This window comes from Romboutsia ilealis (genome assembly GCF_900015215.1).
Classification (GTDB): Bacteria; Bacillota; Clostridia; order Peptostreptococcales; family Peptostreptococcaceae; genus Romboutsia; species Romboutsia ilealis.
This window is the reverse complement of record NZ_LN555523.1, coordinates 1,367,651-1,389,848: the sequence shown is the minus strand read 5'-3', so window position 1 is coordinate 1,389,848 and position 22,198 is coordinate 1,367,651. Positions and strand designations below refer to the sequence as shown.

The following is a 22,198-nucleotide window of genomic DNA, read 5'->3' as shown; positions in this document are numbered from 1 at the left end:
AATTACATTGCTGATTTAGAGAGCATAAGTTTAGATATTAAAAATATAAATACAGGTATAGATAAAAATACACATGATGAAGCAGATGGAATAATAGAAGGACTGCTAAATACTATAAAGACAGATGTAAGTGATAAGATGGACGGTTATAATGAAGAATTATATAAAAAACAAAATGCAATTAATAATTATACAATTTCACTTATAGGAAGAACTAAAGCTGGAAAAAGTACATTACATACAGTATTAACTGGAGAAGGAAAAGAATGTATTGGAGTAGGGATGCAAAGAACAACAAAGTTTAATAGAGTATATCAATGGAAAAGTATTAGAATTATAGATACACCAGGAATAGGTGGAGCAGAAGAAAATGGAAGAGTAGATGAAGAGATAGCAAACAGTGTAATAGGAGAGTCTGATTTAATTTGCTTTATTACATCCGATGATACAATACACCAAGATACATTAGAAATGATAGAAAAATTATTAGTAAGAAATAAACCGATAATTATACTATTAAATCATAAAGAGAATATTAGGAATGCACGATTTGATGAATTTATAAAAAAACCTAATAAATGGAAAGAAGGAGATAAAATAGAAGGTTATATAAATAGAATTAATCAATATTTATATAACAAAGGGTATAAAGATGAAGTGAAAATATATCCTGTATTTTTATTAGCAGCATTAATGTCTAAAGAAGAGAAGTTTTCACATTATAGAGAACTATTATACAATTCATCAAATATAGAGGAATTTACTAATGGTATACAAGATAATATTTTAACATCAGGGAAAATAAGTAGAAGTAAAACTATTTTAAATGATACATCATTTTTATTTAATGAATGTAGTTTAACTTTTGAAAATCAAATAAATATATTGAAAACTCAAATAGAAAAACTAAAAAATAGTAAATCTACAATGGAAAATACACTTAAAACATACAGTGAAGACTATAAAAAACAAGTACTACAAATAGTTCAGTATAATTTTAATAAATTAATAGAGCAAGACTCTATTATATTTGCAGAAGAAAATTATAAAAATGATGAACAAAGAATACAATCTAATTGGAATCAATTTATTTTAGATATTAGATTTACGGAAGAATTAAATAATGAAATTAAGAAAGCATCTCTTGAGTATAATTCGAATATTTCACAATTAGTAAATGATTTATATGAGGATATTAGTTATGCATTTAAGAGTATAAGTATGGATAGTGGTTTTAACATAAATAGTGAATTTTCATTTAAAACTATTGGAACAATAATTAGTTCTATAGTAGGATTAATAGGAAGTTTTTTTGTTTCAGGTCCATTAGGATGGATTCTTACGATAGGTAGTGTACTAGGTGGAATACTATCAAACTTATTTAAATCAAAAGAAGAAAAAAGAAGAGAATCAATAAATAATTTTCATAAACAGTTAAAAAGTAAACTAGAAGAACAAAGAGAAAAATATTATCAAGATATAAATGATCAAATTTGTGGAAATACAGAATCAATTCAAAATCATATCTACAAATCATTAAATAATCTAATAGATGGATTTAATAAAATTTTAAAAGAATCTATACAAATACACAATAAAGTAAATATAGAAAATGATAAAATAAATAAAATGTATGCATGGCGTATAATTGAATTTTTAGAAGATAATTATGAAGATTTAAATATAAAACAAGATGAATTATTTATAAGAATTCCTAAGGTAGAACGAAATGAAAATGAAATTAAAATATATACAACACAATCTTTACATAAAGATACAAAAAGGTTAAAAAATCTTATAAAAGAAAATGTAAATATATTAAAATTTAAGGAGATTGATTATGGAGAATAGATTTAAGTCAGGTGAAATATCTGAAAGGATCTATAATAATTATAATAAGGTTATTAAGCTTCTAACAGATAATGATATTACGGATTATAGAAATAAATTAATTTCAGACATGAAAAACATACAAGATGAAGAGAAAATAAAAATTGCTTTTATTGGTCAGTATACAGCAGGTAAGTCTAGTATAATAAGTGCATTGACTGGAAATAAAGGTATAAAAATTGGAAGTAACATAACTACAGAAGAAACTACTAATTATGAATGGGGTGGATTTTATTTAACTGATACTCCTGGTTTATATACAGAACGAAAAGAACATGATGAAATTACAATAGAATGTATAAAAAAAGCAGATTTATTAGTATTTTGTATTACAAGTGATTTATTTAATCCTTGTACACTTAGTAATTTTATTAAATTAGCATTTGAACAGAACTACAAAAACAAAATATTATTTGTTATTAATAAAATGTCAAAAGAAGCAGGTGAGTATGAGCAATTAAAAGAAAATTATGAAATTACATTAAATAAATCATTATCACCATATACATTAGATTCATTTGATGTAGCATATATAGATGTAAAAGATTATGTAGATGGAATTAATGAATGTAATAATAATTTAATTGAATATAGCCATTTTAATGAATTTAAAGAGATGTTAAATAATTTTATTACTAGAAAGGGTCAATTAGCGAAATTAACAACGCCAGCAGAATTAATTATACATTCAATAGATGATATATTAGAAACTCAATATAATAACGATAGTAGAAATAATGGAATTGCTATACTTAATAGGTTACAACGTAAGATTATATATAATAGAAATAAAACTAAAAGAGAATGCGAACAAATTTTAAATAATGGAATATTAGAATTTAATATAAATGTTAATCAAATATTAAATTCTATAGGTACTGAAGATATTGAAAAATATGATGAAATTTATATTAATAATATGATAGAAAAAATATATAATAGCATAACTTCAAGTTTAGAAGATGTAATTTATAATAGTCAAGAATATTTAGATGATGAAATAAAAGATTTTTTTAATAGTGAAATTGTTGTTTATTATATTGAAAATGGATCAAAATTAAATAATAGTAAACTTAATTTTAGTAAAATTAGTAAGGCTGAGCATAATTTATATAATGAAATAAAAAAAATGACAAAAGGAGGAGCAGATACTATAATTCAAAAAACTTTTACTAAAGGAACAAGTAAGTTTTTTGGAACTGCATCAGAAGCATCAGGTAGCTTTATACACCAAGGTGTTAAATTTGTTGGACATAAATTCGGATATAAATTTAAACCATGGCAAGCTGTAAATATAAGTAAAAATATAGGAAATGTTGCAAAATGTTTAGGTCCTATAATATCATTTATAGATGTAGGAGTTACTATTAAAGATACTTTAGCAGATAGTAAAAGAGAGCAAGAAATTTTAAGGGAAAAAGAAAATTTAAAAAATGAATTTAACAAGATAATAAATCAAATAGAAGAAGAATTTATAGAACAAATTCAAGATTTTATTAATTGCACTTTTAATAAGATGATTGATAATATAAATAATGAAAGCAATAAAGTTAATAGAGAATTAGCGAAGAAAAATACTATGGTAAGTGAATTGATTGATATAAAAAAAGAATTAATTGATTTAAAAAATCAGATAGATATGCATGCTATATTATAAATAATGTTATTTAATAAAATTAGCTATATAAAAATATATTTCTAATATTTTGTATCATGGGGGGGAATTATGAAAAAAATAGCTAGTATAAAAAATGCTAAAATATGTGCATTCTGTGTTAATTGGTATGATCCATGTAATTCTAATTTAAGACCAGTTAATACTGTTGCAGGTCTTTGGGAATATGAACATAATGCAATGTGTAAATGCTTAATAAGAAATGCAAATATGTATGCTTGGGCATCATGTCCTAAGTTTAAACGAAAATTTTAATAAAAGATAATTATAGAATAGCAATTATAGTATAAATTAGAAGAGGATTTGGATACCTAGATACTATTGATAAATTTATTAAAGGGAAATATGATGAACTAAGACATATTTACAAGGCGAGATTATTAAATAGTTTGATATAATATAAATTATAAAGAAAATAGAGCTAATATTAAGTATATGGAGCTAAAAGTATAATCAATTTAATTTATTGTTCAAATTTCAATAATTAAAAGTTGATTACACTATAATCAAATAAAAATAACAAAAAGAACTATGTATAAGCATTTAATAGCTTACAGATAGTTCTTTTTTCGTTTTATGGTATAAAGTTTATTATCCAATTATTTAGCTCTGTAAAGTAAGTTTAAATCTGTTTAGATTGTTTACTTTTACAATAGCGTACCTACTAGATAATAGTTTGATTATTGATTATACTTTTTATTCCTAATATATCTTGATTTCAGTATAAAAATAATAAAAAGATACTCTAACCTGTTATGATTATAGTATCTTTTTGTTGCTTTTTAATAGTTTGATTATATAGATTATAGTATAACTATGTTATTTTAACTCTATTTTCTTTATTATAGTAGATTATATTTTTTTAGATTATCTTGAATTTTATTATATGTACTAATACTAATAACACCACCGTTAAACCAAAATCTAAAAAGTCCACGAGATATACCAAGCTTACTTGCAGCATCTTCTTTAGTAAGATTATTTTCTTTAATCCATAAACTAAGCTTATCCAAAAACTCATCAAAATTATATACAAGTTTTGTATAACCTTCCATACAAAGATAGTCCATATCAAACTTAGATGATAGTAGATTAAGTACTTCTTTAGTAGGATTAAATCTGTTACATTCATATCCACTAATAATAGATTTAGTTACATTACACATGTCGGCAACCTCTGGAATAGACAACCCTAATTCTAATCTAGATTTTCTTAATCTTTCTCCAAAAGTGTTATCTGTAAGCTTTTCTTGGATAAATTCACTACAATCAACACTTACTGATTTACCTTTAAGTTCAGTATTATCAATACTTACACCATTTTTATCAAAAGTTGCACTTTGCAACATATAGCTTCTGAAATGTCGTGCGTCACGAGAATTGCAGATTTACCTTCATTCTTAATTATTCTATAAACATCATCACTAACTAATATTCTTGTCTGATAATCAAGCGCTGAGAATGGTTCATCAAGGAGTAATATATCAGGAGCTACTGCAAGTGTACGTATAAGTGCAACCCTTTGTCTCATACCACCTGATAATTCTTTAGGATACATATTTCTAAAATCCCATAAATCATAAGTTTTTAAAAGTCTTTCAACTCTTTTCATTGCTTCATCAGTTTTTTTCTTTTGAATTTCAAGTCCAATAGTTATATTGTCCATAATATTTCTCCACTCTAATAGATGATCCTTTTGAAACATATATCCAACTTTACCATTTATAACTACGTCACCGCTGGTAGGTTTTAAAAGGTTAGTTAGTATATTTAGTATAGTTGATTTTCCAGAACCACTAGGTCCAAGAATTGTTAGAATTTGTCCTTTAGTTAGATTAAAGTTTATATTTTTTAGAACTTCAAGTTCTCCGTCTTTGGTATAAAAAGTTTGATTTAAGTTTGATATTTTGACCATATCTTTCATATAGTCACCTCCAAGAAGTTTTTTTAGTATATATTATTGTATTAATTTGTGGAAGGATTTGTACCATTTTTTACGAAAAGATAAATTTTAATGTCTTAAAATATGGGGTCTTGATTCGCTACTCATGGGGTAGTTTTGAAATATATTTTAAATATAGGATTTACTATATATTGGTAGAAAAATAATAAATTGTCAATTTAAGTGCAACACTTCATGTTTATGATACTGAAAAGATATGTGAAGGTGTTTTGAAATCAAGACACTTGCGAGATCTAGTATTAATATTATTAATACTTATAGTGTTTTTATTAAAGGTTGCACTTTGTAAGATAGAGCTTCTGCTTTGTGTTCTAAAGTGCAACTTTGGATTTATTTTATCGGTAGGGTTTAGTAAATTTGATTTTGAATTAAAACCAATATAGTTAATTAACTCGTTGTGCTAGTTAATTATTTTTACAAATAAAGGAATTTAAATTGTACAAAAAAAGAATATCTTATGAAAGATTAGTATTTGTAATTTTTATCCAAATACTAATCTTTTTATTTTAGATATAGAATCTTCATTTTCCATTAATTTGTTTATTAGAAATGATATATTATGAGCTAAAACTTTTATTGAAATTCTAGTTATAAACCCTAACATTGATTTACTTTTTACTTTATTCAAATTTAATTGTTCTGCCAACTGAAAAAAACTAGTTTCTATCCTTCTTCTAGCTTTAAAAATAATATATTTATATCCCTTTCAACTTTCAGTTCAGGCGTTAGCCTTTTATTTACATACCCTTTATCACCGATAATAGAAATAGATTTATATTTATCACATAAATCCCATACTGCATTTTTATATTACCTTTTAAGCAAACTAAAGAATGCTTTTTCAGAATCAATAGTTAAAAGTTCACCAACTATGCTAATAGTGATTATCTCACTATCAGAAAGTTTGCTATCTTTTATATTACGTCTATTACTTACAGTTATAGGTATAATATCATTATATATATCATCTATAATTACAAATATATTTGTAAATAAATCAGTTAAATTTTCTTGATCTTGGATATAATAATTATTAAACTCTAGCATATATAATCCTACTTTAGATTAGTAGAGATAATCTTAGGATACTATATTTGTTGGAGTTTTATTATTTTATTAACTAGCACAACGAGTTAGTTAATAAAATAATAAAAATAACTTTAAGTGATAATATAAAAATCCTTTAATAGTGAATTATTTTAACTATATATAAAATGTGGTATAATAAATTAGATACTAAGCAAATAATTGAAGTTGCCACTAGGGATTATATAAAAATAAATATTCAGAGCTCTGGAAACTTTATAAGACCAGAGTCTTTTTAGTACTATAAATTTTATAAATATATAAGAGGTGATTTAGAGATGAGAAATATATCACAGGAAACTAAGGACTCAATAGTAAATATATTTCCTAAAGAAAATACTCTAGCAATCATAATATTTGGTAGTTTTGGTACAGACAGAGCAACCTATAATAGTGATATAGACATAGCATGGATACCAACTAAAAAAGTACCGATTACAGAACTTGCAGTTAAAACTCAATCTCTAAGAAATGTATTAGACATTGATGTAGATTTAAAAATTGTTACAGATAATTATACAGTAGAACTTAGAAAAAATATATTTGAAGGTGATATCATATATCAATCTAAAGAGTTTAAAGATTATCTAAATAATTTTTATATTGAAAATAGTGATGTTATAGATATATTAAACTGGAGGGATATGTATGGTAGTTAAAAATAAATTAGCGTGGAGTTCTATAGAAGCCGTAAATAGAGATTTTGGATCATGTTTATATGATTTACAAAACTTTAAAATGTTATATAACAAAGAGGATATGCCTCCTTTATGGGAGAGATATATTAAGGAAGGTTTTAAAAATTATATGGTTTCTTTCTTGGAATTAACAAAAGCGATGCTATATTATAAGACTATTGATTTAAATATAAAATCTAAGAATTTTTATGATTATCTTTTATCATGTGAGTATCATAACTTATTGCCTAAAAATTCTGCAATAGTTATAGAAACACTTCGTAAGTTAAGAAATGATGATTCACATGGTTATGATATACCTGAGTTTGAAGAAATGTATGAGCTGTTTACAGAAAATGAAGATGTATTTGTTAGTATAAGAAATAGTTGTAATAGTAATTTATAATAGATTAGAAAAAGTAATATTGATATACCAAAGCTTAGAGAGTTTGAGACAGTATTAAGAAATTCTGATGCTATGAAAGGTATATTTATTTCTACAAGTAATTTTAGTTTAGAGTGTGAGAAATTTGCATCTGAAAATAATATATCTCTTATAAATGGTAGTTTATTAGTTGATTATTTTAACAGGTATGGTATAAATTCATATATTTTACATAAGAGATATTAATCATGGATAGTTAATGTATTTTAGCTATCCATATTTTATTTTACAATAATTAAATAAGTACAAGATAATATAACATATACATATAAAAATGTAATATATTATTAAGTTTATTTGTATTATTGGGAGATGGTATTACTTATGAAAGATCCTACTAAGTTGAAATTCAAAGAAAAAGATTATATTGCAAAATGTATAAATAGATCTCAAATTAAAAATAATAGGCTATTTAAAGAAAATAACTTTGAGCTTATGATTGGAAAAGGTCATTTAGTATGGAATTATATATACTCTAACTTAAAACATACATTTAGGAATAATAATAAGTTTACTGTTAACTATATTCAAAATTATTCATGGAAACAGATTTATTTATATAATAAATTTGAAAAAGAACTATATATTATTATGAAGGAAAATACCTTTATTGATATTATTAAAGGGAAGAAGAAGCAACATTTAATTGCAGCACTTGCAAATATTAATGATGGGGATATAGAAAATATTCCTAAAAGGTATAAAGATGAATTGTTGAAATTAGATGAAGTACCTAAAAGGAGCATTATAATTACATTTAATTATGATGAAAACTTAAAGAAAGGTAAATACAAAGCTATTAGAATAACACCAAATTTAGTTGAAATTGAGAGTGATGAGTGGAATGGTAAATAGGTTATAATTAATAGATATTGCTAATTTTAATCTAGACTTTCGAAGTCTTTGCCCAAAAGTATTTTCTTTAAGTTCTGGAGTAGTTAAATCAGTATAGTTGATATCTACTGAGTCAACATCTTTTAATTCTGAGGATGAATCTATATCTTTTTTAGGTGAATTTATTATATCCTTTTCAGAGGTAGCACTTTTATAGATAGCGCATCTAAGATATCGTGAATTACGAGAATTGCAGATTTGCCTTCATTTTTTATTATTCTATAAATATCATCACTAACTAATATTCTTGTTGATAATCAAGAGCTGAAAATGGTTCATCAAGTAAAAGTATATCAGGGTCTACTGCAAGTGTACGTATAAGAGCAACTCTTTGTCTCATACCTCCAGATAGCTCTTTTGGATACATATTTATTATATCTACGACAACATCAAGTTCATAAAGTGATATAAGTTGAGTTTATATGTAATTTAAGTTATTTTAAGATTTAACTACTAATATATATTATAAAGAATAAATAATAATTTTATAATATGTATAAAATTCACAATTAAACAAATCTAATATAGTCAATACATTATAGATAATATAAAGCAGTATAATATGTTATTTATAATATTGAAATATAATATAGAGTAGGGGGAAAAGAATGAATAACAAAGAAGCGAAGAGAATAACATGGATAACATTAGCATTTATGGCATTTTCCACTGTATGGGGATTTGGTAATGTAATAAATGGATTCTCTGAATTCAATGGATTACAAGCAATAGTATCATGGGTAATTATATTTGCAATATATTTTATTCCATACGCATTAATGGTTGGGGAACTAGGTTCTTCATTTAAGGAATTAGGTGGAGGAGTAAGTTCATGGATTTCAGAAACTATAGGATCTAAAATGGCATATTATGCAGGATGGACATATTGGGTAGTTCATCTTCCATATATATCTCAAAAACCACAAGGTGCCATAATAGCAGGAAGTTGGGCTATTTTTCAGTCTAATGTTATAAGTAGTATAAATCCTGTAGTACTTCAAATTGCATGTCTAGTTGTATTCTTAATAGGTTTATTAATAGCTACTAAGGGTATGAATCCTTTAAAGAAAATTACTACAATAGCAGGGACATCAATGTTTGTAATGTCTATACTATTTATAATACTTATGAGTGCAGCACCAGCAATCACAGAAGGTAACTTTATAGATATTGATTGGTCATTAAAAACATTTATGCCTACATTTGATCTTAAATATTTTACAAGTATATCAATTCTTGTATTTGCAGTAGGTGGATGTGAAAAGATATCTCCTTATGTAAATAAAATGGATAATCCTTCAAAGGGATTTCCAAAGGGAATGATTGCATTAGCAATAATGGTAGCAGTTTGTGCTATACTTGGAACAATATCTTTAGGAATGATGTTTGATTCAAATAATATACCTCAAGACTTATTAACTAATGGATCATATTATGCATTCCAAAGACTTGGAGAATATTATCATGTTGGGAACTTCTTTGTTATATTATATGCTATAACTAATTTTGTTGGGCAAGTATCAACATTAATAATCTCAATAGATGCACCACTTCGTATGTTACTTGGAAGTTGTGATAAAGAATATATGCCTAAAAGTATGTTTAAACAAAATGAGCATGGTTCTTATATAAATGGAAATAAACTTATAGGGGTTATAGTGTCTATATTAATTATAATACCAGCATTTGGTATAGGAAGTGTTGATGCTTTAGTTAAATGGTTAGTTAAACTAAATGCAGTTTGTATGCCTTTACGTTACTTATGGGTATTTGTAGCATATATTGCTCTTAAAAAAGCAGGAGATAAGTTTAATGCAGAATATAAATTTACAAAGAGTAAAACTATGGGTATATTGCTAGGATTATGGTGCTTTGCATTTACAGCATTTGCTTGTATTGGAGGTATGTACTCAGAAGATACATTCCAACTTACTCTTAATATAGTTACACCATTTGTATTAGTAGGATTAGGGCTTATAATGCCTAAATTAGCACAAAGAGAAAGAAATAAAAAATCAAAATATAACAATTAAATACTATTTTAAAACAAATCCTAACTAATAAAAAATATGATATAAATAGATGATATTATAGTAGTAGAAAAATAATTTGAAGATAGGACTATCAAGCTAATTTTAGTAACAAATTTAAGGAGAGAGCCATAATATATACTATCTTATTAAATTTCAAGGGGGATTTATTCATGTTTAAGAAGTTTATTACGGTAACTAGCTCCTTAGCATTAAGTGTAATGTGTCTTACTGGATGTAATCAAACAACAACTACCAATAAGAAATTAGATAAAGTAACTATAGCGGAAGTTGCTCACTCAGTTTTTTATGCACCTCAATATGCAGCTGTAACTAAGGGATTTTTTGAAGAAGAAGGTATTGAAGTTGATATAATAAATACTTCAGGAGCAGATAAAACTATGTCTGCATTAATTTCAGGTGAAGCTCAAATAGGACTTATGGGGCCAGAGGCTTCTATATATGTATACAATCAAGGTAGCGAAAATTATGCAGTAAACTTTGCACAACTTACTAAAACAGATGGAAGTTTCATAGTTGCTAGAGAAGAAATGCCAGACTTTACTCTTGAGGATTTAAAAGGTAAAGAAATGTTAGGTGGAAGAGCAGGTGGAGTACCTTTAATGACATTAGAATATGTATTAAAGAAAAATGGTTTAACTATAGGTACAAATACAGAAGCAGGAGAAGTTAATGTAAGAACAGATGTACAATTTGGTGTAATGGCTGGTGCGTTTGCAGGTGGAGAAGCTGACTTTACAACAGCATTTGAACCTACAGGAACTCAAATGGAAGAAGAAAAAACAGGGTATATAGTTGCATCAGTAGGAGAATTAGCAACGAAAGCAATAGGAGAAGTTCCATATACTGCATATTCAACAACTAAAGACTTTATGGCAGATAATGAAGATTTAATACAAAGATTTACTAATGCATTATATAAAGGTCAACAATGGTGTAAAACAGCTTCAAGTGAAGAAATAGCAGAAGCTATGCAACCTTTCTTTAATGACTTATCACTAAATGATTTAATAAGTGTTGTTGATAGATATAAATCAGTAGACGCTTGGTGTGAAACTCCTTTATTTACTGAAGAAAGTTTAAATAATTTAGTTGATATAATGGAAGAAGCGGGTGAATTAGATAAAGCACCTGTTTATAATGATATAGTAAATACTGATTTCGCAAATAAAGCTATAGAAAATGCCAAGTAAAGTAAAATTTATGTAGATATTTATGAAAAAGGATTTATCATACTTGATATAATCCTTTTTCTATTACTATAGATTTTGATACATAGTATCATTATCAATTAATATAGATAAATGATAATGATATTATTAAATAATTTTATACTATTTGGTTATCAATTGATAATTATTTTGTATAAATTGGAGGCATAAAAATGGAATCAAGATATGATGAATCAAACAAAATAACAAGATTATCAATTATATGGAATATAGTTTTAACTATTATAAAGATAGGTGCAGGAGTACTTGGAAATTCAAATGCTATAATAGCAGATGGTTTGCATTCAGCATCTGATATTTTAACTTCAATAGGAGTTTTAATTGGAAATAAGATATCAAAGAGTCCAAATGATAAAGAACATAATTATGGTCATGAAAAGGCAGAAACTTTAGTAGCACTTTTATTATCTATAGTATTAATATTTGTGGCTTTAAAAATAGGATATGGAGGTGTTATATCATTAATTAATATAGATAAACTTAAAGTTCCAACAATACTTCCATTAATAGTTTCTGTTATATCAATACTTATAAAAGAATATCAGTATAGAATAACTATTAAAGTAGCAAATGGGATAAATTCTCCTGCATTAAAAGCAGATGCTTGGCATCATAGATCTGATGCTTTATCATCTATAGCAGCATTTATAGGTATAGGTGGAGCAATAATAGGATTTAAGATTTTAGATCCTTTAGCAACTATAGTTGTTGCATTATTTGTTTCTAAGGTAGGAGTTAATATATTATTAAATTCTGCAAATGAGCTTATGGATCTATCTATTGGTAAAGAATATGAGGATAAAATAATATCTATAGTAAAAAATACAAAAGGCGTTGAAGATATATTAGACTTGAGAACTAGAAAATATGGAGCTATGGCCTACGTTGATTTAGTAATATGTGTAGATAAAAATTTGACAGTATATAAGGGTCATGATATAGCTAACAACTTAGAAAACATAATACTTAAAAATATTGATTTTATAAAAGGTGTAACAGTACATGTAGAACCATATTTAAATGAAATTAAAAACTCTAAAAATTAAAATATATAAAGATACAAGAATCCTACCGTTTATGTTTCTTGTATCTTTATAGAATATTATATATTTAAAATATTAATAAAACGAAATTAAATACAAATGTATATTAACACTTAATATACGCTATGAACATATAATTATTATCATTCTTTGGATATAATATAAAAGTGATTAAGATTTAATTATAATAAAATGATTAATAAATTGAATTATATGGCATAATTAAATAAAATTTACTAGTAAAGGGTGATTTTGTGAAATTAAATAGACTAAATAAAATTTTGATAAAAATGGAAGAGAATGATATACCTCAAATGTTAGTTACAGATCCAAAAGCTATATTTTATCTAACGGGTAAAATGATTCATCCAGGAGAAAGACTAATAGCTTTATACCTTAATATAAATAGAAATCATAAATTATTTATAAATGAGTTATTTCCGGTACATGAAGATTTAGGTGTAGAAAAAGTTTGGTTTGATGATACCAAGGACGGAGTTTTAATAATATCTGAATACATAGAAAAAGGTAAAACGATAGGAGTAGATAAAAATTGGCCAGCTAGATTTTTATTACACCTTATGGAATTAAATACTGAAAATAAATATGTAAATGCATCTTTTATAATAGACACACTAAGAATGTACAAGGATGAAGAAGAAAAAAGGCTTATGAGAAATGCATCTCATATAAATGATATGGCTATGGAGAAACTTCAAAATCTATTAAAAGAAGGATTAACAGAAAAGCAGATGGCCCAAAGATTAGCAACTATATATGAAGAATTAGGAGCTGACGGTTTTTCATTTAATCCAATTATAGCTTATGGAAAAAATGGAGCAGACCCTCATGCTCAGTGTGGTTTAGAAATGGTAAAAGAAGGTGACTGTGTAATACTTGATATAGGATGTATTAAAGATAATTATTGTTCAGATATGACAAGAACAGTGTTTTATAAAAGTGCTCCTGAAAAAGCAAAAGAAGTATTTAATATAGTACTTGAAGCTAATAAAAGAGCTATATCTATGGTAAAGCCAGGTATTAGATTCTGTGATATAGATAATGCGGCTAGAGAATATATAACTGAAAAAGGATATGGAAAATATTTTACTCATAGAACAGGTCATTCTATAGGAATAGAAACTCATGATATGGGAGATGTATCATCTGTAAATACTGATATATTAGAGCCAGGTATGATATTTTCGGTAGAGCCAGGAATATATTTACCAGGTGAATTTGGAGTTAGAATAGAGGATTTAGTTTTAGTTACAGAAGATGGTCATGAAATATTAAACAAATACAATAAAGAATTAAAAATAATAAAATAATTGATGTAAAATTTATTTCTAAATTCAATTAATAGAAAGTATCAAGACTTTGTTTGCTAAGCGTTACATCATCAAATTGGTTATATGGATATGATGTAAATGAAGTAAATAAAGATATAGACAGTTTTAAGAATGATAAAGCAAAAGCAAAAATAGAGACATCTGAATCCTTCTTTTATAAACTTACTAGTCAAGGAATATTAGATTGGTTATTTAATATGTGTTTAATACCACTTTTATGGTCAGTTAACTTTTTATGTGCACTTAGAGATGAAGGTGTATTTTATGAATGTAAAGATGATATAAATAAAGTTCTCAAATTATTTATGTATAATTACTGATAAGTAAATATGACCTTTAATTATTTGGTGTAATAGATAAAATATTAAATTGAACAAAAATATAAACGTAGACTAAAAATAATTGTGCTATACTTATTAGTAAGTGGTTATTATATTAAAAATAAGAATTAAATGGGGGTAGAACACATGAATAATCAAGGGGAAAAACAAGAAAATGCAAAAGAGACATCTAATGCAGTAGTAGAAAAATTATTAAACTCTAGATCATTAATTATTTCAGGAGAGATAAATCAAGAATTAGCTGAAAAAGTAGCAACACAATTATTAATACTACAAGAAATGGGAGATGAGCCAATTAAACTATTTATCAACAGTCAAGGTGGTCATGTAGAAGCAGGGGATACTATACATGATATGATTAAGTTTATAAAACCTCGTGTTATTATAATAGGTACTGGATGGGTTGCAAGTGCAGGTATAACTATATATCTTGCAGCAGATAAAGAAGATAGATATTCATTACCAAACACTAGATATATGATACATCAACCGCTAGGCGGATGCCAAGGGCAAGCGACAGATATAAATATAGAGGCAAAAGAAATAGTACGAGTGCGTAAAAGAATTAATAATATAATAAGTAATGCAACAGGTCAGCCATTAGAAAAGGTAGAAAAAGATACAGATAGAAACTATTGGTTAAATGCAGAAGAAGCTGTTGAATATGGTATAGTAAACAAAGTTATAACAAGTTATGACGAATTGCCTAATTTATAATAGTAATATAATATAAAAAATAATAAAAAGCCTTATAATCATTTAAAGTTTTATGATTATAAGGCTTTTATTATGTATTATTTTCTTAATTTTTATAAAAATATAAAAATTTCACGAAATTTATGTATTAATTATTATGGTATAATATTAAAAGTGAAAAAATAAAACAACTAAGGAGAAATTATGGACAAGAATAAAATGAAAAAGATATTGTTTATAAACTTTATAACGATGGCTACTTTTAATATGGCACATCCAGTAACTCCATCGCTTATAAATGCACTAAGTATGCCAACATATATGTTTGGTGTGTTATATTCAACAATGTCAATAGCTCACTTTGTGATGTCTCCTATATGGGGATCGATGTCTGATCAAAAAGGAAGAAAAAGATTTTTAGTTATTGGTGTAATTGGATATGGAATCAGTCAATTAGGATTTGGATTTATAGAAAGTACGCCACTAATACTTTTGTTTAGAATAACAGGCGGTGCAATGTCAGTATCATTTATAACTACATGTATAGCATATGTAAGTGATATATCTTCAAAAGAAGAAAGAACAAAATATATGTCATATCATACAGCTACAACATCTATAGCTAGTTCAGCAGGAGCTTTAATAGGCGGATTTTGTGGTGGATATGGATATAAATTTGCATTTTTAACTCAGTTTATACTATGTTTAATAGTTGCAGGTATTATATATTTTATAGTAGATGAAACTATAGATAAAAAACAAGGTAAGATTAAAATTTATACAAAGCATCTGAAAAAAGGAAATAACAATACTAGATTAACTCCTATACTAAGTACAATGATGATAGTTATGACTTTAGTAACTATAGCAACAACTTCATATAACTCTACAATAAATTATTACTTAGAATCAGTTCTTAATATGCCGACAATGGTAAATGGTATAGTTATGGCTATTGCAGGATTTATAGCATTAATTATGAACCTATGGATAAATCCTTATCTAAGTAAAAAGTTTAATGAAAAATATACATTAGTAGCTGCTTGTATAATATCAGGAATAAGTATGGTAGTAGCTTCATTATTTAATAATATAATACTGAGCTTTATGTTTATAATGATATTTGTTGGAAGTAGTGCTTTAGTTATTCCAATACAACAAAGTATTGTATCAAAACTTGCTAAGGATAATTATGGAGAAATAATGGGAATACAAGGTTCTTATAAAGCCATAGGTATGATTATAGGATCTTTAGCTTCTGGATTTATATTTGATATAGGAAATAAGTTACCGTTTATATTAAGTGGAATATGTTGTTTAATAGTATGTATTTTAATGTTTAGAGTTTCTTTTACTGAAAAAACTGAAAAAATTACTACCTGAATTGTATAATTAAATCAGTTAAATTTTTTTGATCTTGGATATAATAATTATTAAACTCTAGCATATATAATCCTCCTTTAGATTAGTAGAGATAATCTTAGGATACTATATTTGTTAGAGTTTTATTATTGAAAAATTTAACTAGCACAACGAGTTAATATAGATTTATTTTTATAATCTCATTTTTACATGAGGAATACCTACCTCATCATAGACATCTGATATTTCTTTAAATCCTAAAGATTTATATAAATCTTTTATATAATATTGAGCAGATAAAGTTATATGTTCTTCGTTAAGATTATTATTTATAAACTCAATAGATTTTAACATTAACTTTTTAGCTAATCCATTCCTTCTATAATTTTTATTTACAAGCACTCTACCTATAGAAGTATCTTCATAGCTACTATATTGTTTAGGTATTATCCTTGCATATGATATAATTGTGTTATTATCTAAAGAGAAAATATGATAGCAGTTCTTATCAATATCATCAAAGTCATTTTCCTGGGTAATTTTTTGTTCACATGCAAAAATTTCATACCTAGCTTTAGCTATTTCAAAAAATTCATCTACGCTTAAATCCTCAAAGTGTTTTATTATAAACATTGATGATCCTCCTTTTATACTTTTATAAGTGTTATTATAGCATTTTAAAATAAGAATATTAATACATTAAGAATTTATAATTTAAATCGGTTGTAAATATAATGAAAGTATAAAGAAATTTTAAAAGAATTGATATTTTTATACAATCACTATAAAGTTAAATATATAAAATTTATAAGCTAATAATATAAGCTATGAGCATTTGGAGTAAGAATAAAAAGGGTCATACATCAAATTAAACTATATGTAGATAAATAAAAAAGCAGTAATGGTTTATGAAAAATTGATTTAAAGTTATAAAAGTAGGAAAATTATATGATTTTAGTTTTTAATAAATTTATTTAATAGTTAGATTTCTAATTAGATTTCATTGTAAATAAGTGATATAATTAATATTTATAAGTATTAATTAATAAGATTTGGAGATGTTTAACTTGAATGATACTAAAAAAATGACAGAAGCTGCACTTATGTCAGCTTTATTTGTTGTAGGAACTATATTCTTTGTATCTACTGGACTTGGATACACATTTTATTTAGATTTTATAGTACCAATATTTTTTGTTGTAATATGCTTAAAATGTGACATTAAATATAGCATATTATCAGGTGTAACTTCACTTGTAATAACAGGTTTAGTATTAGGTAATATTGGAACAGCTATTTGGGCAAGTCAAAGCGTTATTTTAGGAATAATATGTGGAGTTCTTTTACAAATGAACACTACTATAATGGATGATTTAGTATATGGGTCTATATTATCTGTACTTCTTATGGTATTTATAGATATATATGCCTCAAAACTAATAGGTTATAGCTTTATGCAGGAATTTAAGGGATATATAAAGTTTTTTAATAATAAAGAAGTTGCAAATACAATGTATTATTTACTAATTGCAATGTTTCCATTTGGAATGATGTTTAGTGTATATTACTTAGGATTAATCTTTAGTAATAAATTAAAAATATTAAAGAATAATTCTAAAAAAAAGTATAACATTATTAGGAATTTTAAAGCGTATTCTAGATTTATAACTTGTTCGAAGAAAGTATTTTATGGATGTTCATTATACTTATTAATTTTTCAAATATTTAAATTTATGAATATAGAAATAAATAATACATACTTAATAACTATATCTACATGTGCTAGCTACTTATGTGCGTATTTTATTATTAGAGATGGATATAATGTAATTCAAAACTATATACTATCTAAATATCAAAAAGTATCTTATGCAAGATATGCACTACTAATAACAATATTAATATTAGTATTAGCATTTAAAATAGCTGTACTACTAATAATATTATTTAATATTATATTAGATAAGAGGATGGATATAAGGGTAAGGCAAAATTATATATTAGATAATTTAATGAACTAATTTTGTAGGGGGTGTTGGATATGGAGAATTCCAAGATAATAATTATGTCATCAATAGCTTTAGCACTTGCATGCGGAGTTACAGTTTTTTATAATTTTCTAACTGCAGGGGAAGCTCTTAGCGAAGATAAAATATCTTGGATAAAAGAAAATCCCATAGCACATAGAGGGTTATATACTGAAGATATTCCAGAAAATTCATTAAGTGCGTTTGAAAATGCTGTAAAAAATAATTATGCTATAGAACTTGATGTTCAATTTACAAAAGATAAAGAAGTTGTAGTCTTTCATGATGAAAACCTAAAGAGAATGACTAATGATACTAGAAATATAGAAGATGTAAATTATGATGAATTAAAAAACTTAAGATTAGGAAAAACTAATGAAAGAATACCAACTTTAGAGGAAGTGTTAGAATTAGTAGATAATAAAGTTGCTATATTAATAGAAATAAAAGATTGTAAAGACTATATAAAACTATCAGAAAAAACTTATAAAATATTAAAAGGATATGAAGGTAAATATGCAATACAATCATTTAATCCGTTTATATTACAGTGGTATAAAAATAATGCAAGTGAAGTTATAAGAGGTCAATTATCAGGTACCTTTACAGAAGGTAGTGAAAATTTAAATGCACTTGAGAAATTTGCTTTAAAAAATCTTTTATTAAACTTTAAAAGTAAACCTAATTATATAGGGTATGAATTAGAAGGTATTCCAAAGTCAAAGTTAGAAAATTTAAGAAAAAAAGGAGTTCCTATAATTATATGGACCGTAAAAAATAAGGAAGCTATGGAAAAAGCATATAAATATAGTGATAATATAATATTTGAAAATTTTTTACCGAAATAAATTATATTATAGGTTGACAAAATTATTACGTATTAATATAATGAAGTAAATATAATAATTATTTTTAAATGCTATGAAAAGAATAAGTAAGATTAATGTAGTCTTTCAGAGAGTTTCCGGTTGGTGAAAGGAAATAGACAAGTTAATTTGAATACATCTTTGAGCTGTAATCCCCAAAGATAACAACTAGTAGGGATTAACGTATTGGCACACGTTACAGTGTTAAAGTATAACCAAAATTTGGCGTACTTATTAAGGTCAATATTGTGAGATATTGATGAACTAAGGTGGTAACACGTAAGCAATGCTTTCGTCCTTTATATTGGGACGAGAGCTTTTTTTATACTAAAAACAATTATAAGGAGTGAATAGTAATGACTATGACTGTATACGATGAATTAGTTGCTAGAGGTTTAGTTGCTCAAGTAACTGACGAAGATGAATTAAAAGAACTTATAAATGCAGGTAAAGCAAAATTTTATATAGGATTTGACGCTACTGCAGACAGTTTACACGTTGGTCACTTCATGACTTTATGTTTAATGAAGAGATTACAAATGGCAGGAAATAAGCCTATAGCACTTGTTGGTGGTGGAACAACTATGATAGGTGACCCATCAGGAAGAACAGATATGAGACAAATGATGACTCCAGAACAAATAAATCATAACTGTGAATGTTTCAAAAAGCAAATGAGTAAATTTATAGATTTTGGAGAAGATAAAGCTTTATTAGTTAACAATGCTGATTGGTTATTAGACTTAAACTATGTTGACTTATTAAGAGAAGTAGGAGCTCAATTTAGTGTTAATAGAATGCTTACTGCTGAATGTTATAAAAACAGAATGGAAAGAGGACTTAGCTTCTTAGAATTTAACTACATGATAATGCAAGCTTACGACTTCTATCATTTATATGAAAAATATGGATGCCAAATGCAATTAGGTGGAAATGACCAATGGAGTAACATGCTTGCTGGTACTGATTTAATAAGACGTAAATTAGGTGAAAATGCATATGCAATGACTATAACATTACTTCTTAACTCAGAAGGAAATAAAATGGGTAAAACTGCAAATGGTGCAGTATGGTTAGATCCTAACAAAACATCTCCATTTGAATTTTATCAATACTGGAGAAATGTTGCTGATGCTGACGTATTTAAATGTATGCGTATGTTAACATTCTTATCACTTGAAGAAATAGAAGAAATAGAAAAGTGGGAAGGAAACAGAATAAACGAAGCTAAAGAAGTATTAGCATTTGAATTAACTAAACTTGTTCATAGCGAAGAAGAAGCTATAAAAGCACAAGAAAGTTCAAGAGCTTTATTCTCAGGAGCGGCTCATGCTGATATGCCTACAACAGAAATAGAAGAAGCAGATTTAACTGATGGAGCTATAGATTTAATATCTTTATTAGTTAAAGCAGAACTTGCACCAACTAGATCTGAAGCTAGAAGAAACATAGAACAAGGTGGAGTAACTGTAGATGGAGAAAAGGTATCTGATGTAAAAGCTACATTTACTAAAGATGCTTTAGCTGGTGACGGTATGGTTATAAAACGTGGAAAGAAAAAATTCAAGAAAGTAGTTTTAAAATAATCTTATTTTATATAATCCCTAGAGAGAAAATTCTAGGGATTTTTACGTATAATAAATTTAAAATATAAAAGCTATGTGATATATATAAACAATAATTATATCAATAGTTAAACTTTAAATGAATCATCAACTCTTAACCTAAGTTCTTTAGGTGTGACTTTATATTTTTCCTTAAAACTTCTTATAAAATAGGATACATTTGAAAATCCTACATCAAAAGAGATTTGAGTAACAGATAAATCTGTAGTTTTAAGTAAATTATATGATTTTTCAAGTCTATAATTTTTTATAAATTGAATACATGTTTTACCAGTGTATTTCTTAAAAAATCTCATAAAATGATATTCATTATAGTGACAAATATTAGCTAATGTATTTATATTTATATCATTTCTATAGTTATCTTCTATGTATTTTATAACATCTTTTATCTTAAAAATTTTACTGTCATCTGATAATGTAGAATCTTTTTTTATTACTAAGTTCTCTTTAAAGATATTAGCAAAAAAACTAAACATTAAAGCTTTAATTTCTAGTTCAAAACCATAATATTTATGACTATAAACTTCAATAATTTTTAGAATTATTTCCTTTAAATTATTATAAATACTAAAATTTTCATTTATTATTGTTGGAAGTTTAAACTTTTTATTTACAATAGGTGTTATAAAGTTAACTGATGAACTGTCAAGTATAGAGCTATTTAGTTGAGAAACATCAAATACTAAGCTTGTAAATTCACTATACACATTTTCTTTAGCAATTAAGTAATGGAGTTCTTCGCAATTTATAATAACTATATCACCACATTTGCAAGTATAAAAATCAGAATTAATTTGTAAATTAAATTCACCAGATTTTACTAATATTATTTCGACTTCTTTATGCCAATGGGCAGATATTGAATATTCTTTATCTCCTAAATCAACATCATAAATTCCAAGAGGTAATAAAAAATTACCATGTTTTCTTTTTTCCTCAAGTTTTTCATTTACCATAATAATCCCCTTAA

At 25.7% G+C, this 22,198-nt stretch carries 21 protein-coding genes, 2 pseudogenes and 1 other annotated feature; of the genes and pseudogenes, 17 read left to right on the top strand and 6 right to left on the bottom strand.

Annotated features, from left to right (window positions below; genetic code table 11):
* Positions 1-138: 138 nt before the first annotated feature.
* The 3 genes from CRIB_RS06530 to CRIB_RS06520 all read left to right on the top strand — a co-directional run bounded on the left by CRIB_RS06530 (position 139) and on the right by CRIB_RS06520 (position 3,820).
* The gene (locus tag CRIB_RS06530; protein ID WP_180701594.1) at positions 139-1,851 is read left to right on the top strand and encodes a GTPase; all 1,713 of its coding nucleotides are present in this window, start codon (positions 139-141) and stop codon (positions 1,849-1,851) included.
* Positions 1,841-3,547 carry a LeoA/HP0731 family dynamin-like GTPase gene (locus CRIB_RS06525; protein ID WP_180701593.1) on the top strand — a complete coding sequence of 569 codons (1,707 nt, stop codon included), beginning with the start codon at positions 1,841-1,843 and terminating at the stop codon, positions 3,545-3,547. Before CRIB_RS06530 ends, CRIB_RS06525 begins: the two co-directional genes overlap by 11 nt.
* Before the next feature lie 69 nt (positions 3,548-3,616).
* Entirely contained in the window at positions 3,617-3,820 is a 204-nt protein-coding gene (locus CRIB_RS06520) for a hypothetical protein (RefSeq protein ID WP_180701592.1), read from the top strand.
* Positions 3,821-4,407: 587 nt separating this feature from the next.
* Here CRIB_RS06520 and CRIB_RS06515 read toward each other — a convergent pair.
* From CRIB_RS06515 to CRIB_RS06505, 3 genes and pseudogenes are all read right to left on the bottom strand, one after another.
* Positions 4,408-4,914 carry a helix-turn-helix transcriptional regulator gene (locus tag CRIB_RS06515; RefSeq protein WP_180701591.1) on the bottom strand — a complete coding sequence of 169 codons (507 nt, stop codon included), beginning with the start codon at positions 4,912-4,914 and terminating at the stop codon, positions 4,408-4,410.
* A complete protein-coding gene (locus CRIB_RS06510; protein WP_180701590.1) occupies positions 4,878-5,489 on the bottom strand; it encodes an ABC transporter ATP-binding protein in 612 nt (203 codons plus the stop codon). The genes CRIB_RS06515 and CRIB_RS06510 overlap by 37 nt, the downstream gene beginning before the upstream one ends.
* A 520-nt stretch (positions 5,490-6,009) precedes the next feature.
* Positions 6,010-6,575: pseudogene (locus CRIB_RS06505) on the bottom strand (hypothetical protein).
* A gap of 317 nt (positions 6,576-6,892) precedes the next feature.
* Between CRIB_RS06505 and CRIB_RS06500 the strand changes: the two are divergent.
* The 4 genes from CRIB_RS06500 (at position 6,893) to CRIB_RS06485 (ending at position 8,591) form a co-directional block, all read left to right on the top strand.
* Positions 6,893-7,273 carry a nucleotidyltransferase domain-containing protein gene (locus tag CRIB_RS06500; protein WP_180701589.1) on the top strand — a complete coding sequence of 127 codons (381 nt, stop codon included), beginning with the start codon at positions 6,893-6,895 and terminating at the stop codon, positions 7,271-7,273.
* The gene (locus tag CRIB_RS06495) at positions 7,263-7,697 is read left to right on the top strand and encodes a hypothetical protein (RefSeq protein ID WP_180701588.1); all 435 of its coding nucleotides are present in this window, start codon (positions 7,263-7,265) and stop codon (positions 7,695-7,697) included. The genes CRIB_RS06500 and CRIB_RS06495 overlap by 11 nt, the downstream gene beginning before the upstream one ends.
* Positions 7,698-7,700: 3 nt before the next feature.
* Positions 7,701-7,922 (top strand): restriction endonuclease, encoded by a 222-nt coding sequence (locus tag CRIB_RS06490; protein WP_180703682.1) that lies wholly within the window; start codon positions 7,701-7,703, stop codon positions 7,920-7,922.
* 138 nt (positions 7,923-8,060) lie between these two features.
* On the top strand, positions 8,061-8,591 hold the full coding sequence (locus tag CRIB_RS06485) for a DUF5986 family protein (protein WP_180701587.1): 531 nt from the start codon (positions 8,061-8,063) through the stop codon (positions 8,589-8,591).
* A gap of 164 nt (positions 8,592-8,755) precedes the next feature.
* On the opposite strand, the pseudogene CRIB_RS12830 reads toward CRIB_RS06485, so the two are convergent.
* Positions 8,756-9,009: pseudogene (locus tag CRIB_RS12830) on the bottom strand (ATP-binding cassette domain-containing protein); the annotation flags it as partial.
* A 229-nt stretch (positions 9,010-9,238) separates the two neighbouring features.
* Between CRIB_RS12830 and CRIB_RS06475 the strand changes: the two are divergent.
* The 7 genes from CRIB_RS06475 (at position 9,239) to CRIB_RS06445 (ending at position 16,728) form a co-directional block, all read left to right on the top strand.
* Complete coding sequence (locus CRIB_RS06475; RefSeq protein ID WP_180701586.1) at positions 9,239-10,663, top strand: amino acid permease; 1,425 nt, start codon at positions 9,239-9,241, stop codon at positions 10,661-10,663.
* Between the two features lie 170 nt (positions 10,664-10,833).
* A complete protein-coding gene (locus tag CRIB_RS06470) occupies positions 10,834-11,874 on the top strand; it encodes an ABC transporter substrate-binding protein (protein ID WP_180701585.1) in 1,041 nt (346 codons plus the stop codon).
* Positions 11,875-12,065: 191 nt separating this feature from the next.
* On the top strand, positions 12,066-12,959 hold the full coding sequence (locus CRIB_RS06465; RefSeq protein WP_180701584.1) for a cation diffusion facilitator family transporter: 894 nt from the start codon (positions 12,066-12,068) through the stop codon (positions 12,957-12,959).
* Positions 12,960-13,210: 251 nt separating this feature from the next.
* Positions 13,211-14,287 (top strand): M24 family metallopeptidase, encoded by a 1,077-nt coding sequence (locus CRIB_RS06460; RefSeq protein ID WP_180701583.1) that lies wholly within the window; start codon positions 13,211-13,213, stop codon positions 14,285-14,287.
* Positions 14,288-14,340: 53 nt separating this feature from the next.
* Positions 14,341-14,628, top strand: a complete 288-nt coding sequence (locus CRIB_RS06455) for a hypothetical protein (protein ID WP_180701582.1) — start codon at positions 14,341-14,343, stop codon at positions 14,626-14,628.
* A gap of 147 nt (positions 14,629-14,775) precedes the next feature.
* A complete protein-coding gene (locus CRIB_RS06450; RefSeq protein ID WP_180701581.1) occupies positions 14,776-15,366 on the top strand; it encodes an ATP-dependent Clp protease proteolytic subunit in 591 nt (196 codons plus the stop codon).
* Positions 15,367-15,549: 183 nt separating this feature from the next.
* Complete coding sequence (locus CRIB_RS06445) at positions 15,550-16,728, top strand: MFS transporter (protein WP_180701580.1); 1,179 nt, start codon at positions 15,550-15,552, stop codon at positions 16,726-16,728.
* 171 nt (positions 16,729-16,899) lie between these two features.
* On the opposite strand, the gene CRIB_RS06440 is transcribed toward CRIB_RS06445, so the two are convergent.
* Positions 16,900-17,340 (bottom strand): GNAT family N-acetyltransferase, encoded by a 441-nt coding sequence (locus CRIB_RS06440; RefSeq protein ID WP_180701579.1) that lies wholly within the window; start codon positions 17,338-17,340, stop codon positions 16,900-16,902.
* A 425-nt stretch (positions 17,341-17,765) separates the two neighbouring features.
* Between CRIB_RS06440 and CRIB_RS06435 the strand changes: the two genes are divergently transcribed.
* The 3 genes from CRIB_RS06435 (at position 17,766) to tyrS (ending at position 21,186) form a co-directional block, all read left to right on the top strand.
* On the top strand, positions 17,766-18,728 hold the full coding sequence (locus tag CRIB_RS06435) for a DUF2232 domain-containing protein (RefSeq protein WP_243633476.1): 963 nt from the start codon (positions 17,766-17,768) through the stop codon (positions 18,726-18,728).
* Positions 18,729-18,748: 20 nt separating this feature from the next.
* Positions 18,749-19,582, top strand: a complete 834-nt coding sequence (locus CRIB_RS06430; protein WP_180701577.1) for a glycerophosphodiester phosphodiesterase family protein — start codon at positions 18,749-18,751, stop codon at positions 19,580-19,582.
* A 64-nt stretch (positions 19,583-19,646) separates the two neighbouring features.
* Positions 19,647-19,903, top strand: a binding site (T-box leader).
* Between the two features lie 59 nt (positions 19,904-19,962).
* Positions 19,963-21,186: a tyrosine--tRNA ligase gene (gene tyrS / locus CRIB_RS06425; RefSeq protein ID WP_180703681.1), complete on the top strand. Its 1,224-nt coding sequence runs from the start codon at positions 19,963-19,965 to the stop codon at positions 21,184-21,186.
* Between the two features lie 107 nt (positions 21,187-21,293).
* Here the strand turns inward: tyrS and CRIB_RS06420 are convergent, their stop codons facing one another.
* On the bottom strand, positions 21,294-22,184 hold the full coding sequence (locus CRIB_RS06420) for an AraC family transcriptional regulator (protein WP_180701576.1): 891 nt from the start codon (positions 22,182-22,184) through the stop codon (positions 21,294-21,296).
* Between the last annotated feature and the right edge of the window lie 14 nt (positions 22,185-22,198).

Bases quoted from the DNA above. Each gene is read 5' to 3' on its own strand.
- CRIB_RS06530 (WP_180701594.1), top strand. From the start codon at position 139: ATGGACGGTTATAATGAAGAATTATATAAAAAACAAAATGCAATTAAT.
- CRIB_RS06525 (WP_180701593.1), top strand. From the start codon at position 1,841: ATGGAGAATAGATTTAAGTCAGGTGAAATATCTGAAAGGATCTATAAT.
- CRIB_RS06520 (WP_180701592.1), top strand. From the start codon at position 3,617: ATGAAAAAAATAGCTAGTATAAAAAATGCTAAAATATGTGCATTCTGT.
- CRIB_RS06515 (WP_180701591.1), bottom strand. From the start codon at position 4,914: ATGTTGCAAAGTGCAACTTTTGATAAAAATGGTGTAAGTATTGATAAT.
- CRIB_RS06510 (WP_180701590.1), bottom strand. From the start codon at position 5,489: ATGAAAGATATGGTCAAAATATCAAACTTAAATCAAACTTTTTATACC.
- CRIB_RS06500 (WP_180701589.1), top strand. From the start codon at position 6,893: ATGAGAAATATATCACAGGAAACTAAGGACTCAATAGTAAATATATTT.
- CRIB_RS06495 (WP_180701588.1), top strand. From the start codon at position 7,263: ATGGTAGTTAAAAATAAATTAGCGTGGAGTTCTATAGAAGCCGTAAAT.
- CRIB_RS06485 (WP_180701587.1), top strand. From the start codon at position 8,061: ATGAAAGATCCTACTAAGTTGAAATTCAAAGAAAAAGATTATATTGCA.
- CRIB_RS06475 (WP_180701586.1), top strand. From the start codon at position 9,239: ATGAATAACAAAGAAGCGAAGAGAATAACATGGATAACATTAGCATTT.
- CRIB_RS06470 (WP_180701585.1), top strand. From the start codon at position 10,834: ATGTTTAAGAAGTTTATTACGGTAACTAGCTCCTTAGCATTAAGTGTA.
- CRIB_RS06465 (WP_180701584.1), top strand. From the start codon at position 12,066: ATGGAATCAAGATATGATGAATCAAACAAAATAACAAGATTATCAATT.
- CRIB_RS06450 (WP_180701581.1), top strand. From the start codon at position 14,776: ATGAATAATCAAGGGGAAAAACAAGAAAATGCAAAAGAGACATCTAAT.
- CRIB_RS06445 (WP_180701580.1), top strand. From the start codon at position 15,550: ATGGACAAGAATAAAATGAAAAAGATATTGTTTATAAACTTTATAACG.
- CRIB_RS06440 (WP_180701579.1), bottom strand. From the start codon at position 17,340: ATGTTTATAATAAAACACTTTGAGGATTTAAGCGTAGATGAATTTTTT.
- CRIB_RS06435 (WP_243633476.1), top strand. From the start codon at position 17,766: ATGTTTAACTTGAATGATACTAAAAAAATGACAGAAGCTGCACTTATG.
- CRIB_RS06430 (WP_180701577.1), top strand. From the start codon at position 18,749: ATGGAGAATTCCAAGATAATAATTATGTCATCAATAGCTTTAGCACTT.
- tyrS (WP_180703681.1), top strand. From the start codon at position 19,963: ATGACTGTATACGATGAATTAGTTGCTAGAGGTTTAGTTGCTCAAGTA.
- CRIB_RS06420 (WP_180701576.1), bottom strand. From the start codon at position 22,184: ATGGTAAATGAAAAACTTGAGGAAAAAAGAAAACATGGTAATTTTTTA.